This is a genomic window from Thermococcus sp. 9N3, from assembly GCF_012027685.1.
Lineage (GTDB): Archaea > Methanobacteriota_B > Thermococci > Thermococcales > Thermococcaceae > Thermococcus > Thermococcus nautili.
On sequence record NZ_SNUV01000002.1, the window covers coordinates 34,460 to 47,715 of the forward strand.

The 13,256-nt window shown below is 55.2% G+C and carries 10 protein-coding genes and 2 tRNA genes; 7 read left to right on the forward strand and 5 right to left on the reverse strand.

Annotated features, from left to right (window positions below):
- Positions 1-34: 34 nt before the first annotated feature.
- The 3 genes from E3E30_RS07165 to E3E30_RS07175 form a co-directional block, all read right to left on the reverse strand.
- Positions 35-460, reverse strand: a complete 426-nt coding sequence (locus E3E30_RS07165) for a hypothetical protein (protein WP_167729062.1) — start codon at positions 458-460, stop codon at positions 35-37.
- Positions 457-1,170: an ATPase domain-containing protein gene (locus E3E30_RS07170; protein ID WP_042692453.1), complete on the reverse strand. Its 714-nt coding sequence runs from the start codon at positions 1,168-1,170 to the stop codon at positions 457-459. The genes E3E30_RS07165 and E3E30_RS07170 overlap by 4 nt, the downstream gene beginning before the upstream one ends.
- A 63-nt stretch (positions 1,171-1,233) precedes the next feature.
- A complete protein-coding gene (locus E3E30_RS07175) occupies positions 1,234-2,289 on the reverse strand; it encodes a glycosyltransferase family 2 protein (protein WP_042693341.1) in 1,056 nt (351 codons plus the stop codon).
- A 66-nt stretch (positions 2,290-2,355) separates the two neighbouring features.
- On the opposite strand from E3E30_RS07175, the gene E3E30_RS07180 reads away from it, so the two are divergent.
- Positions 2,356-2,433, forward strand: a tRNA-Pro gene (locus E3E30_RS07180).
- A 566-nt stretch (positions 2,434-2,999) separates the two neighbouring features.
- Here the strand turns inward: E3E30_RS07180 and E3E30_RS07185 are convergent.
- Positions 3,000-3,077 (reverse strand) — tRNA-Lys (locus E3E30_RS07185).
- A 108-nt stretch (positions 3,078-3,185) separates the two neighbouring features.
- Here E3E30_RS07185 and E3E30_RS07190 point away from each other — a divergent pair.
- The 4 genes from E3E30_RS07190 (at position 3,186) to E3E30_RS07205 (ending at position 10,292) form a co-directional block, all read left to right on the forward strand.
- Positions 3,186-4,310 carry a tungsten cofactor oxidoreductase radical SAM maturase gene (locus tag E3E30_RS07190; protein WP_167729362.1) on the forward strand — a complete coding sequence of 375 codons (1,125 nt, stop codon included), beginning with the start codon at positions 3,186-3,188 and terminating at the stop codon, positions 4,308-4,310.
- Between the two features lie 111 nt (positions 4,311-4,421).
- Positions 4,422-6,239: an aldehyde ferredoxin oxidoreductase family protein gene (locus E3E30_RS07195; protein ID WP_042692450.1), complete on the forward strand. Its 1,818-nt coding sequence runs from the start codon at positions 4,422-4,424 to the stop codon at positions 6,237-6,239.
- A 273-nt stretch (positions 6,240-6,512) separates the two neighbouring features.
- Positions 6,513-8,513: a S8 family serine peptidase gene (locus E3E30_RS07200; protein ID WP_167729063.1), complete on the forward strand. Its 2,001-nt coding sequence runs from the start codon at positions 6,513-6,515 to the stop codon at positions 8,511-8,513.
- A 39-nt stretch (positions 8,514-8,552) separates the two neighbouring features.
- Positions 8,553-10,292: a hypothetical protein gene (locus E3E30_RS07205; protein ID WP_167729064.1), complete on the forward strand. Its 1,740-nt coding sequence runs from the start codon at positions 8,553-8,555 to the stop codon at positions 10,290-10,292.
- A gap of 72 nt (positions 10,293-10,364) precedes the next feature.
- On the opposite strand, the gene bpsA is transcribed toward E3E30_RS07205, so the two are convergent.
- Positions 10,365-11,420, reverse strand: coding sequence for a N(4)-bis(aminopropyl)spermidine synthase (bpsA, locus tag E3E30_RS07210; protein WP_167729065.1), 1,056 nt, complete (start codon positions 11,418-11,420; stop codon positions 10,365-10,367).
- Between the two features lie 69 nt (positions 11,421-11,489).
- Here bpsA and E3E30_RS07215 point away from each other — a divergent pair, with 69 nt between their 5' ends.
- Together E3E30_RS07215 and E3E30_RS07220 are read left to right on the forward strand one after the other, a co-directional pair.
- Positions 11,490-12,491: a hypothetical protein gene (locus E3E30_RS07215; RefSeq protein WP_346765909.1), complete on the forward strand. Its 1,002-nt coding sequence runs from the start codon at positions 11,490-11,492 to the stop codon at positions 12,489-12,491.
- Entirely contained in the window at positions 12,492-13,229 is a 738-nt protein-coding gene (locus E3E30_RS07220) for an ATPase (protein ID WP_167729066.1), read from the forward strand.
- Positions 13,230-13,256: the final 27 nt, after the last annotated feature.

The window sequence follows — 13,256 nt, forward strand, 5'->3', positions numbered from 1 at the left end:
CACCGTATTAACGTGGAGAAGAAACTATAAAAGGCTAATCCCCGAGCCGGAGCATCTTCGGTGGCTCGAGGTGCTTAAGGGTATCCAAAAGCTCCGGAGGCATCGTGAGCTTCGTGCTCTGAAGGAACTCAACGTACTCGCGCTCGAGTTCGGAGGATTCCTCCGGCCGGGCGCTGGCCGCTACAGAAACGGCGCGCTTTGGCCGGGGTTTTGCCTCCTCCCGTTCGACCTTTGCCACGAGGCTTTCGTAAAGCTTCTCCTCCCTGTCCCGCTTCCCGAGCTCCTTTCCTCTCCTGTAGGCGTCTTTGACGAGCTCGTAGATGCCGAGTTCTTCAGCCTTCTGATAGAGCTCCTCCCTCTTCTGCCTCACCCACTCCGCCCACTCGCTGTGGCCCCTGAAGCCAACGAAGTAGCCGAACTGATATGCCTCCTTCAGGAGGTTCTTTTTCTCCTCGGTCATAGCGGGGCCTCCGGATAGACCCTTATTCCGTCTGTCGTGAAGCGAAGCCTCTTCAGGTTGCTGTCGTGCGGAACGCCGCGCATCTTGAGTATCTGGAGCGCCCTGACCATCTGGTAGTTACGCATGAAGTGGTGGAGCACTATCACCCCATCGGCAAGGTAGTACTCGTCGGTGTACTTTTCAGAGCTGAGCATCTCGGCGAGGAGAAGGGTCGTGACCTCAAGGGAGCGGAGGAGCCTGACGAACCTTCCAAGGGCCTTTTTCTTTCCCGCAGGGTCGCTGACGAATGACTCGAAGAGGCTGAAGGAGTCGATGACAACGCGCTTGGCCTTTTCGCGCTTGATAATCTCGATGAGGAGCTTGAAAAGCTCGTCCCAGGTGAGCTCGCGATTCGTGCTCAGCAGAATCTCGCCGAGGTCGTAGAAGGCTATCCGCTTGGACTGGAAGTGCTCAAGGATTCCGAAGTTATAGCGAAGCATGTCACGCAGGATAACGTCCTGGGTCTCGAAGAGCGATATGAAGAGACCCTTCTCGTCGTTGTTGGCACCCTCGACGAGGAACTGTATTCCAAGGGTAGTCTTACCACTACCCGGTGGCCCTGTAATCAGGTAAACCCTGCCCGGCAGGAAGCCGCCGCCGATTAGGTTGTCGAGCCCCGGGACGCCCGTTGGCAGTCTGTCGAGTCCCTTGAGTAGCTCGCCTACGTACATTTTCCGCGCACCCCCGTAAAATTAGAGAAAAGCCAGTATTAAAGGTTAACCATCGTGGAACGTTCAGCCCCACGTGACGTGCCTGTTGACGGCGAAGCGGACGACGAAAGAGGCACCGATGCCTATGAGGTTGGCTATGAGGTAGTGCAGGCCGAGCCACACGAGGGGCACGTATATCGCCCACTGGACAACGGCGCCGGTCAAGGCCGCGACGTGGAAGCTGACAAGTCTCTTCCAGAGGGGCTTTCTTTTGAGGTCTTTGAATGTCCACAGGTCGTTCCACAGGAAGTTGTTGAGTATCGCGAGCTCCGTTGCAGGGATGTTGGCGACGTAGCGGTTGAGGCCGAGGTGAACGAAGAGCCAGAGAAAGCCCTCGTTGACGAGGACTCCGGAGAGACCCACGAGCGAGAACTTTATCAGCCTGTCGAGCTCGCCCTCCCAGCGCATGAGCCGGTAGAGGTGTCTGAGGTAGTTGAGCATCGTCTTCCCGCTCAGCTTGCTCTCGCCGGCCTTCCTCAGGCCGAAGACGAAGGGAACCTCCACGACCTTCCGGTAGTTGCCCTTGATTAGAATCTCCATGAGGATTTTGAAGCCAACCGGGTTCAGCTCAACGCCCTCTACAACCTCCCGCCTGAGGGCAAAGAAACCGCTCACGGGGTCTTTAACGTCCCGGATTTTGGGGAGGGCGAGGCGGCCGAGCATTATGGCGCCCTTCGAGATGAGCTTTCTGTACCAGTACCAGTTCTTAACACCGCCCCCTGGAACGTATCTGCTGGCTATCGCGATGTCAGCACCTTCCTCTATCGCCTTCAGAAGCTCGGGAATGACTTCAGGAGGGTGCTGTAAATCCGCATCCATCACGACGAAAACGTCGCCTGTTGCTTCCTTAAACCCCCTGATTACAGCCGACGATAGGCCCTTCTCGTCGGTTCTCCTGATTACCTTAACGGGATAATCCTTCGAGAGCTCCTCGGCGAGCTTCCAGGTTTCGTCGGGAGAGTCGTCGTCAACTACGATTATCTCGTAATCGTAGCCCTTTAGCGCCTTTGAAATCCTCTCGAAGAGCTCGGGAAGGTTATCGCGCTCGTTGTACGTTGGGACGATGACGCTGACCTTCACTCCACACACCCCGCCGTAGTAGTCCGTAAACTTTATAAGCCCTGCGAAGTCCTTAAGAGCGGGCATGGGGCCGTGGGGTAGCTTGGTCTATCCTTCCGGCTTCGGGAGCCGGAGACCCGAGTTCAAATCTCGGCGGCCCCACCATTGCAGCCCTTTCTGACGAAAGCGCTGGCGGAAGTTGATGTGCCTTTTTGAAATTCAACAATTGTGGGGGAGTTTCTTTTGATTTGCTCTTTGGTGAGTGTTTCACTCTGAGAAGGCGTCCGAAGGACGCCAAAAATGAGTTGAAACTAGTTCAAGGGGCTCCTTTAATGCTAAACTCGTGTTGAATTTCCCAATTCGAGAATGCACGAGTGACTTTTTGTCCCGTTGATGAGAAGGGCGTTCTTTTGGTCAAGCTTTCTTAAAGCTTGTTCGCCTACGCGAAGTTTGACCAAGGTTCGTGATTCCTCTTTAAGGTTTCTTTGCAAGGGATTTTAAAATCGACGGGTATTTGAGATATTGAATCCACTGGACTAAGGCATTTTCACCCGGGTTCTGCTTGAACCGCGCTCCAAAGGAGCGCAAAAAAGGCTTGAACCCCTTTAAAAGACGCTTTTAAATGAATTCACTCTCCAACGAAGCAAACTCAAAAAGAAATCCACTTAAAAACTGTCCCTCAAAAGGGAATCACGAACTTTGATGAAACTTTTGCTTGGCAAAAGTTTCGATGGCGGGCCGGGCGGGATTCGAACCCGCGGCCACGGGGTTAAAAGCCCCGCGCTCTAACCAGGCTGAGCTACCGGCCCATCCCGACGGAATAACCGGGGGAGCCCTTATAAGCTTTGCTCCTTACCCACTTCTGCCCACCAACCGTTATAAGCGGTTCCGCTTAACCCCTCCCTTAGGTGTTGAATATGGAGGACCACCACCTTTTCGATTTGTCGGACTACAAGGTTCTAATCCCCAAGAAGCCGGACATCCACTACCTTTACATAGAGATAACCAACCGCTGTAACCTTCGCTGTGAGATGTGCTTCAAGCAGTACTGGGACGACCCCGAGGGCGACATGGACTGGGAGCTGTTCCTCAAGATTCTCGATGACGCCGAAGAGCTTCCCGAGCTCGAAATGATTTACTTCGGCGGAATCGGAGAGCCGACCGTTCATCCGCGCTTCATGGACATGGCGCGAGAGGTCAAAAAGCGCGGTTTTGCCCTTGGAATAAGCACCAACGGCTTTCTGCTCACCGACAAGCGCATCGAAGAGCTGGTGAAGCTCGGCCTCGACCTCATATACTTCTCCATTGACTCCGTGCCGACCCAGCCCGTTGACATCGGCCACATAAAGCCAGACTACACCAGCTCGCGCATAAGGAAGATTCAGGAGGTAAAGAAGAAGCTCGGAAGCAACGTCCCCCACATCGGCGTCGAGGTGGTCGCGACCAAGGAGAACTACAAGGAACTGCCCGAGATAGCTCACTACGTCGGCTCCCTCGGCGTTGACACTTTGCTCATCTCGAACCTGATTCCAATCACCAGGGAGCACGCGGAGCTGATAGTCTACGACGGTTCCGTTGACATGAAGCCCATCGTTGACAAGCTGGAAGCGATATATCACGGCTACCTCCACAAGATAGCCGAGTTCTCCCTGAGGACAGAGAGAAAGTGCGAGTTCGTTGACAAAAAGGTGGCCGTCGTCCGCTGGGATGGCGAAGTTGCTCCCTGCTACCGCTTCCTCCACACCTATCCCGAGATAGTCTTCGGCAGGGAGAAGAAGGTCTACGCTCACTCCTTCGGCAACGTCCGCGAGAAGAGCCTGGCGGAGATATGGACGAGCAGGGAATACAGCTGGTTCCGCTACGTTGTCAAAAACGCTCTCTATCCGAGCTGCACCGACTGCCCGCTGAACGAGTCCTGCTCCTTCGTGCAGGACACCAACTACGACTGCTGGGGCAACACGCCGAGCTGTGCGGACTGTCTTTGGGCAAGGAGAATAGTGCTCTGCCCGATTCCGGAGAAGGGTATGAAGGGCTTCTGGTAGTTAAACAGATGTGCTTTCGATGTCCATTCTTGTTCCCTTTTTTTGCTTTCGTCAAGTTTATTAGCATCAATGTACAAAAATGATTCACAAAGCGTTTGGAGGCATCGAAGTATGTACGCCTACTGGGGTAAGATTCTGAGGGTGAACCTGACCGATGGAACCATAAAGGAAGAGCACTTCGATGAGAAGTTCGCCAAGAAGTGGCTCGGCACGAGGGGATTCGGCATATACTACCTCCTCAAGGAGATGGACCCGACCGTTGACCCGTTCAGTCCAGATAACAAGATGATTTTTGCCACCGGTCCGTTGACCGGAACCACCGCTCCAACGGGCGGAAGGTACATGGTGATAACCAAGAGCCCGCTGACGGGATACATTGCAATGGCCAACTCCGGCGGCTTCTTCGGAGCGGAGCTCAAGTTCGCGGGCTGGGACGCGATAATAGTTGAAGGCGCTTCCGACCACCCGGTTTACATCTACATCAACGACGAGAGCGTAGAGATTCGCGACGCTAGCCACCTCTGGGGCAAGACCTCAAGCGAGACAGAGGCGGCACTCAAGGAGGAGATAGGCGACAAGCGCATACGTGCGGCCCTCATAGGACCTGCCGGCGAAAATCTCGTCCGCTTTGCCGCTGTGATGAACGACGAGCACCGTGCCGCCGGTAGGGGTGGCGTTGGAGCGGTCATGGGAAGCAAGAAGCTTAAAGCGATAGTCGTCCGCGGCCACAAGCGCGTTGAAGTTGCCGACAGGGCGAAGTTCACGAGCGTCGTCAAGGAGAAGACCGACAAGCTCAGGAACGACCCAACTGCCGGTGGTGGACTGCCCAAGTACGGAACGGCAGTTCTCGTCAACATAATCAACCAGAACGGCCTTTACCCGACGAGGAACTTCCAGTACAGCCAGTTCGAGTACGCGGAGGAGCAGAGCGGTGAAGCTATGGCCGCCAAGTACCTCGTCAGAAACAAGCCCTGTTACGCCTGTCCAATCGGCTGTGGAAGGGTTAACAGGCTTCCAACGCTCGGCATCACCGAGGGACCGGAGTACGAGAGCATCTGGGCTTTGGGAGCTCACAACGGCATAAACGACCTCGCGAGCATCATCGAGGCCAACCACCTTGCCGATGAGTACGGTATGGACACCATAAGCCTCGGTGGAACTTTGGCAACTGCCATGGAGCTCTACGAGAAGGGCCTGCTCAAGCAGGAGGACCTCGGCGAGGACGCTCCGCCCTTCAGGTGGGGCAACACGGAGGTGCTCCACTACTACATCGAGAAGATTGCTAAGAGAGAGGGCTTCGGTGACAAGCTGGCCGAGGGCGGTTACCGCCTGGCCGAGATGTACAACGGCGTCGAGTACTTCATGGGTGTCAAGAAGCAAGAGCTTCCGGCTTACGACCCGCGTGGAGCCGAGGGCCACGGTCTCGGTTACGCCACCAACAACCGCGGTGGCTGTCACATCAAGCAGTACATGATTAGCCCCGAGATTCTCGGCTACCCGTACAAGATGGACCCGCACGACATAAGCGACGAGAAGGTCAAGATGGTCATACTCTTCCAGGACCTTACAGCGCTCATCGACGCCGCCGGTCTGTGTGTCTTCACCACCTTCGGTCTCGGTGCCGACGACTACCGCGACATGCTCAACGCGGCCCTCGGCTGGGACCTCTCGACCGAGGAGTACCTCAAGATAGGCGAGCGCATCTGGAACGCCGAGAGGCTGTTCAACCTGAAAGCGGGCCTTGACCCGCTCAAGGAGGACACCCTGCCGAAGAGGCTCCTCGAGGAGCCCGTCAAGAACGGACCGAACAAGGGCCACGTCGTCAGGCTCCACCTGATGCTTCCGAAGTACTACAAGTTCCGCGGCTGGACCGAGGACGGCAAGATACCTGAGGAGAAGCTCAAGGAGCTCGGCCTGGACGAGTTGTAATTTTTCCAATTTGTTACATATTCTTTTTTGCTTTGATTACTCCGCACGAGGGCATGTTGTTTCTTTTGGCTTGAATCTGAGTCGATTTTGTAGAATATTCATCGGTTATACCGTGCATTTAGTTATGGATTTTTGCAATAGTGTGACCAATACATGTACATTGAGCCAATGTACTGATACGAAAAGTATATTGTTGCGCAAAGTTTTTAACTAAAGACCATTCAACGTCTAGGATGCCCATTATATGGGCATACTGTACAAGGAGGTGCCACCATGAAGAAGTGGGGTATGGTAGTGGTTGCACTGCTACTTGTTGGTTTAATGGCAGGTAGCGTCTTTGCCGCGCCTTCCAAGCCGGTGCCAGTTAGGAACACCTATCAGGAGAAGAACTACGGTCTCCTCACACCTGGCCTCTTTAAGAAGGTTCAGAACATGGACTGGAACAAGGAGGTCAACGTAGTCATAATGTTCGACAACAGCTACGACCAGAGGAAGGCGGTTCAGGTTCTCAAGCTTATGGGCGCTAAAATAAAGTACAAGTACAACGTCATACCCGCAGTAGCGGTCAAGCTCAAGGTTCACGACCTTCTTCTCATCGCGGGCATGATTGATACGGGCTTCTTCGGCAACAGCCAGATGTCTGGAATCAAGTTCATCCAGGAGGACTACAAGGTTCAGGTAGCCGTCGATACAGAGGGTCTTGACGAATCCGCCGCCCAGGTTATGGCCACCAACATGTGGAACCTCGGCTACGATGGCTCGGGAATAACCATAGCCATCATAGACACCGGTATCGACGCCTCCCACCCCGACCTTCAGGGCAAGGTCATCGGCTGGAAGGACTTCGTCAACGGCAAAACTACCCCCTATGACGACCAGGGCCACGGAACCCACGTCGCCAGCATAGCGGCCGGAACCGGTGCCGCAAGCAACGGAAAGTACAAGGGAATGGCCCCTGGAGCGAAGCTCGTCGGCATTAAGGTTCTCGGTGCCGACGGCTCGGGAAGCATATCCGACATAATAGCAGGTGTTGACTGGGCCGTCGAGAACAAGGACAAGTACGGAATCAAGGTCATCAACCTCTCACTCGGCTCAAGCCAGAGTTCCGACGGTACCGACTCCCTCAGCCAGGCCGTCAACAACGCCTGGGATGCGGGAATAGTCGTCTGTGTTGCCGCTGGAAACAGCGGGCCTGACAAGTACACCGTTGGTTCCCCTGCCGCGGCCAGCAAGGTTATCACAGTCGGTGCCGTTGACAAGAACGACGTTATAACCGACTTCTCCAGCAGGGGTCCGACCGCCGATGGAAGGCTCAAGCCCGAGGTCGTCGCTCCGGGCAACTGGATTATCGCCGCGCGCGCCAGCGGAACCCAGCTCACTGACGTCACCATAGGCGACTACTACGTTGCCGCTCCGGGAACTTCGATGGCCACCCCGCACGTCGCTGGAATCTCCGCCCTTATCCTCCAGGCCCACCCGAGCTGGACTCCTGACCAGGTCAAGAAGGCCCTCATTGAGACCGCTGACATAGTCAAGCCCGACGAGATTGCCGACATCGCATACGGTGCCGGTAGGGTCAACGCCTACAAGGCTGCCCACTACGACAGCTACGCCAAGCTCACCTTCACCGGCTACGTTGCAGACAAGGGAAGCGCAACCCACCAGTTCACCATAAGCGGAGCCTCCTTCGTCACCGCGACCCTCTACTGGGACAACTCCAAGAGCGACCTTGACCTCTATCTCTACGACCCGAACGGCAACCAGGTGGACTACTCCTACACCGCCTACTACGGCTTCGAAAAGGTCGGCTACTACAACCCGAGCGCTGGAACCTGGACGCTCAAGGTCGTCAGCTACTCCGGAAGCGCCAACTACCAGGTTGACGTCGTCAGCGACGGCAGCCTTGGCCAGCCGAGCAGCGGCGACAACGGAGGAACCGAGCCCGCGCCACAGCCCGAGCCGCAGCCGACCGTCGATGAGAAGACCTTCACCGGAAGCGTCAGCTACCACGACTACAACGTCCACCAGATGACCGTTAACAGCGGTGCCACCAAGATAACCGGCGACCTCAGCGGAAGCAGCTACGACGACCTCGACCTCTATCTCTACGACCCGAACAAGAACCTCGTTGACCGCTCCGAGAACTACGGCTCAAGCGAGCACGTTGAGTACAGCAACCCTGCTCCGGGAACCTGGTACTTCCTCGTCTATGCCTACAACACCTACTACTGGACCGCCAGCTACCAGCTCGACGTTAAGGTCTACTACGGTTGATTTTTAACTCCGTTCTCCCTCTTTTTCTGGGGTGGTTCCATGAGGAAGGTTCTGGCAGTGGTTTTCATCCTCGCGCTCATGGCGTCATCCGTTCCCGCGAGCGCTAAAATCCAGCCCTACGTTTACACCCCAACGGTTCCCGAGACCGCCTTTGCCGTTCTGGCCCTCTATGAAACCGCCGATTATGCGCGCGTTCTTGAGGGATGCGAGTGGCTCATGGCGCTGAGAACTCCCTTTGACTCCTGGGGATACAAGTACGGGGAAGAGCACGAGGCCAAGTACACGGCCATGGCCATGATGGCGCTGATGAGGGGGGAGAGGATAGCGAGGGGCAGGTACAACTCAACGATAAACAGCGCCGCCTACTGGCTTATCTACAAGCAGAACCCCGATGGCTCATGGGAGGACTACCTAGGAACGTCACTGGCGGTTCTGGCCCTCAAAGAGTTCCTGAAGGGAAACTACATCAACGACAAACTCATCGGTTTCAAGAAGCAGGTACAGGAAGCGATAAGCAGGGGCGAGGGCTACCTCCTCTCGGCAAAGCCAGAGAACGACGTTGAAAGGATTTTTGGTTACCTCGCCCTAGGGGACTGGGAAGACCTGGAAAAGATGAAGGTCGAGGGAAGGCTGAAAGCCTATCGGGCCTTTGCGCTGGCTTACTTGGGTAAAAGGGTGGAACTGGATGACGACTTCAACGACACGCTCTCAATTGCAATGGCCCTCTACGCAACCGGAAACGAGAAATACCGGAAGGAGCTCATCGAAAGGGAGCACTTTGGCTTCTGGGGAACCCTTCACTACCGCGTTCTCGACCTCCTGAGCGTTTCAAAGGTCAACGGTTTTTCGGAGATGAGAACAATCGCGTGCCCCTACCTTCAGAAAATCACGCCCGGAAGCAACTGGGAGGAGGTTGTACTCGCGGACTACTACTTAACCTGCAACAGAACTCCTTCACTGCCCTCAAACCTCTCCGGTCTGCTTCCCTGGCAGGTGGCCGAGCTCGCAAGGGTCAAATCCCTTCTCGACGAGGATTACAGTGAAGAGGTCAGCTACCTCCTCTCAACCGAGAGAGACGGGGTGTGGAGGGACTTCTACAACACCGAGTACGTCGTCTGGGTTTTCAAAGGGTTAAACGTGAGCTACAACTACAGCTCCTCGCTCCGCTACCTCAGCGAGAACCTTACATGGATGCTCGAAACCACCGAGGCGAAGACCGGGAACCCGGTTTACTACAACGTGCCCACCTACTACTTCGCCTACGCGGTGATTGTCTTCAAAGAGTTCGGAATGGAAAGAGAGCTGAACGAGACCCTCAAAATCCTGAAGGATAGACAGTATCCCAACGGGGCCTTTCCATACACCCAGGGCTCGATAGCAGGTATAACCTCCACGGCCAAGGTTCTCTGGGCCCTCCAGGAGGCAGACCTAACCGAAACTGAGATATACGAGAGGGGCACCGCGTTCCTAAGGTCGCTTCTCTACGCCGATATTCCAGAGCCCGAAACCAACGGAACGGCGGTCGTTCTTGCGAACGCAACGTTCCTGCTCATTAAGAACTCGACCTACCTCGGCAACACCACGGGAAGGATATGCACAAACGGTCTGGACGGCTACGTCGTGATTTATCCCTCAAAAAGCCCCCTCGCAGTAATGGCTAGGGAGGTAAACGGCTTCAAAGCAGTTGCCAGGGAAAACGAGAGAAGCATTAACTACGTTTACATTGCCCTCGCAGGCGCACTCCTCCTGGTCGCGATAGCGGTCTGGAAGAAGCGCTGAGTTTTTGCCTTTCGTTTCCAATTTGTTTATTTTGTGTAAAAGCAACTTCCAGAAAAGAGAATTAAAGGAAAATCAGGTGGTAGAAGCCTCTTCGTCGTTGTAGAGCTCGTCGCCGACGGTAATCCTCTCCTCGAAGCCCTTTGAGCCCTCAAGCGTCTGAATCCTGAACATGTAGCTCTTGTACCAGTTGTAGGACGGCTTAACCTTGACCGGAAGGAGCTTCCAGGCGCGCGTTTCCTCCTCGTAGCCCCAGTTGACGTACTCGTTGAAGTTCCTGATGATGTCGGTTATGACGACGCCGAACTCGTTGAGGAGGAGCCTCTGGATTTCGCGCCACTTGTCGAGGGAGCTCTCGCGCCTCGTTATGCCAAAGTAGCCGGCGCAACCGGGGCCCTTGAGGGTCGCGATTCCCCTGCCGACGAAGGCCCTTATTGCCGGAACGGTCTCGGGCGGGTCGGTGATGAAGGTGTCGAACTTGTGGAGCGCGTAGTCGGGGAGTGGCTCGCGGAGGTCGAAGGTGAATATCTCGATGTCGGAGTAGCCGAGCTCGTCAGCGGTCTTCTCGATGAACTTCATGAGCCTCTCGTCGATGTCGAGGACCGCTATCCTCTTGGGCAGACCGCTGAGCATCAGGGCGATGCTGGTTAAGTCGTCGTCGCCGAGGACGAAAACCTCTTTGTTCTCAAGGTCGCCCCTGCTGTGCATGAGGGCGACCCTTGCAACGGTGGTCTCGGGCGTAACGTAAGCCTGGTCGAAGTCGTGCTTCGGCTGGGGCCTGTCCTTGACTATCTCCTTGAACTGCTCGAGCAGGTCGCTGAACGCTGAAAGCTCGACGGTCTTGCCCTCGCAGTGGGAGCAGGTGTAGTCCCTCCTCGGTCCGATTCCGTACTTCTCGACGAGCTGTTTACCGCTCTCGGTGAGGATAACGTTCGGGCCCTCAAAGGCTATGTGGCCGAGCTCGTGGAGCGCCTCAAGAACCGCCACGACGAGCGGGAGCGGTTCCTCGCTGAGGTCAACGATGCGCCAGACGTCACTGCTGGCCTGAATCGCCGAAAGAACGTTCTCTATCGTCCTCTCGTAAACGGGGATGCTCGTTCTGGCCTTAACCCTCTCAACTATCTCCCTCATTTTGAATCCCTCCAGAAGGATTTTTGGTTCGTGAACGGGGTTAGTAAGGGCCTCTTTTAAGGTTTTCCCGTGAACGTGAAAGTTTTAACCAATACCCTCGCCTTTATGTTTGGTGAGAAGATGTCATACTTCCTCATCTCGGTCGCGACGATGGAGAACCTTGAAAAATGCACTCAGATGAACGTTGCAGGGTTCACAAGTAGCGTAAACGGGTACTGGGCCTTTGTCGATATTGATGTCGGAGACTACGTCTCGTTCCTGCACGGGGCGAAGGTTTACAACCTCTATCGCGTGAAAAAGAAAGTCGCAATTGAGAACCCCGACGAAGTCGGCCCCTGGGAGCCGATAAAACTGCCCTCTGGGAGGGTGTATTCTTTCCCCTTCAGGCTCCTGCTGACGCCCCTTCGTGAGCTTTCCGAGTCAATGATAAGACCGGAGTTTTCTTACGTAGCTGAAAACCTTCTGTTGAGAGGGGGGTATAGAAAGACTCATTTCCAGGCCGATGAGGTAACACTCTACAACGTTTCGGGAATGGGAATCCCAGTGAGCGAAGAATTTCAACATGAAACCTCAAAATGGAAAGCGTTCATGCCAAAAATCACCTTTTCACGGGAACTCATAGACCTACCGAGGGTTTTCCCGATGAGGGAAGTCCTCCTCCAGTCCCTCCTTCGAAAGGCCATTGAGCGGAATTTTCTGGATGGGCTTTTGGAGACGTTTAAAATAGACAGGAACCCGGAGGATTTTGAGGTTCTCGGCGAAAAGGCTCTCCCCTCCGGACATGTGGACCTCCTGATAAAGCCCAAACACCCCCTCGGCAGGGCTCCGAGGATTCTTGTGGAAGTAAAGCTCGGAAGCGCCGGAAAAGAAGACTTGAAACAGCTGAAGGCGTACATAAAGGAAAGCGGCCCCGAGACTGTGGGAGGAGTGCTGATTGCCAAATCCTTCAAGAAGAACATCGAGGAAGAGCCCGATATCAAATTCTGGAGTTACGGGTTTGGGAATATCACGAGAGAAGCAACTTACACCTACGAAGAACTGTTCGGGAAAATACGGCTGGAGGAGGTTTAAATGCTCACCCCCACCCAAGACCCTGTCAAGCGCTACCGCCTCCGCTACAACCTCGATGCACTGGAGAGTGTGAGGGAAGCGATAGGCGAGAGCGCGTATTCCAGGCTGAGGGAGCTTGTCATCTTCCGCCTCGAAGGAAGAGACTTCGAAAGGACTCCCACTGATGCCAAGGTCGCTGTGGCCTTCTCCGCTGGCTCCGACAGCACGGCAACGCTGAAAATCCTCCGCTGGGCAGGCTTTGACGCCGTTCCAATAACGGCGAGACTGCCCCAGATGGGCGAAAAAACCCTCCAAAAGGTTCGCTCCGAGAACGCAGTACTCGTCGAGGTGCCGGGTTACGAGGAGACGATGCGGGAGCTGATTGAGAAAGGGGCACCAATCTGCGGCCGCTGTCACTCAATGGTCATGGAAGCGGTTGAGCGGAAGGCGAGGGAGCTTGGCGTGAGAATCCTTGCGACGGGCGACATGCTCAGCTCAGGCCTGATTTCGATTTACGAGAAGAACGACATCGTTATCCTTAACTTTCCGGCGTTTCTTGCCCTCGACAAGGGCGAGATTATCGAGATAATCGGTGGAGAATACAAGTTAAGCTTCGGCTGTCCCCTCCTGTGGGAGCTCTTTAAGCGGGCCCCGTCGACGAAGCGTTTAGCCCTCCAGAGGATTCTTAGGGAGACGCGGGCGAGGGCTTTGAGCCCCGAAATGGCCGTCGAGCTGATGAGGGACGTCCTCCTCCGTTAGTTCCCAACTTTGACCCAAAAGGTTTAA

Bases quoted from the DNA above. Each gene is read 5' to 3' on its own strand.
- E3E30_RS07220 (WP_167729066.1), top strand. From the start codon at position 12,492: ATGCTCACCCCCACCCAAGACCCTGTCAAGCGCTACCGCCTCCGCTAC.
- E3E30_RS07200 (WP_167729063.1), top strand. From the start codon at position 6,513: ATGAAGAAGTGGGGTATGGTAGTGGTTGCACTGCTACTTGTTGGTTTA.
- E3E30_RS07190 (WP_167729362.1), top strand. From the start codon at position 3,186: ATGGAGGACCACCACCTTTTCGATTTGTCGGACTACAAGGTTCTAATC.
- bpsA (WP_167729065.1), bottom strand. From the start codon at position 11,420: ATGAGGGAGATAGTTGAGAGGGTTAAGGCCAGAACGAGCATCCCCGTT.
- E3E30_RS07170 (WP_042692453.1), bottom strand. From the start codon at position 1,170: ATGTACGTAGGCGAGCTACTCAAGGGACTCGACAGACTGCCAACGGGC.
- E3E30_RS07165 (WP_167729062.1), bottom strand. From the start codon at position 460: ATGACCGAGGAGAAAAAGAACCTCCTGAAGGAGGCATATCAGTTCGGC.
- E3E30_RS07195 (WP_042692450.1), top strand. From the start codon at position 4,422: ATGTACGCCTACTGGGGTAAGATTCTGAGGGTGAACCTGACCGATGGA.
- E3E30_RS07205 (WP_167729064.1), top strand. From the start codon at position 8,553: ATGAGGAAGGTTCTGGCAGTGGTTTTCATCCTCGCGCTCATGGCGTCA.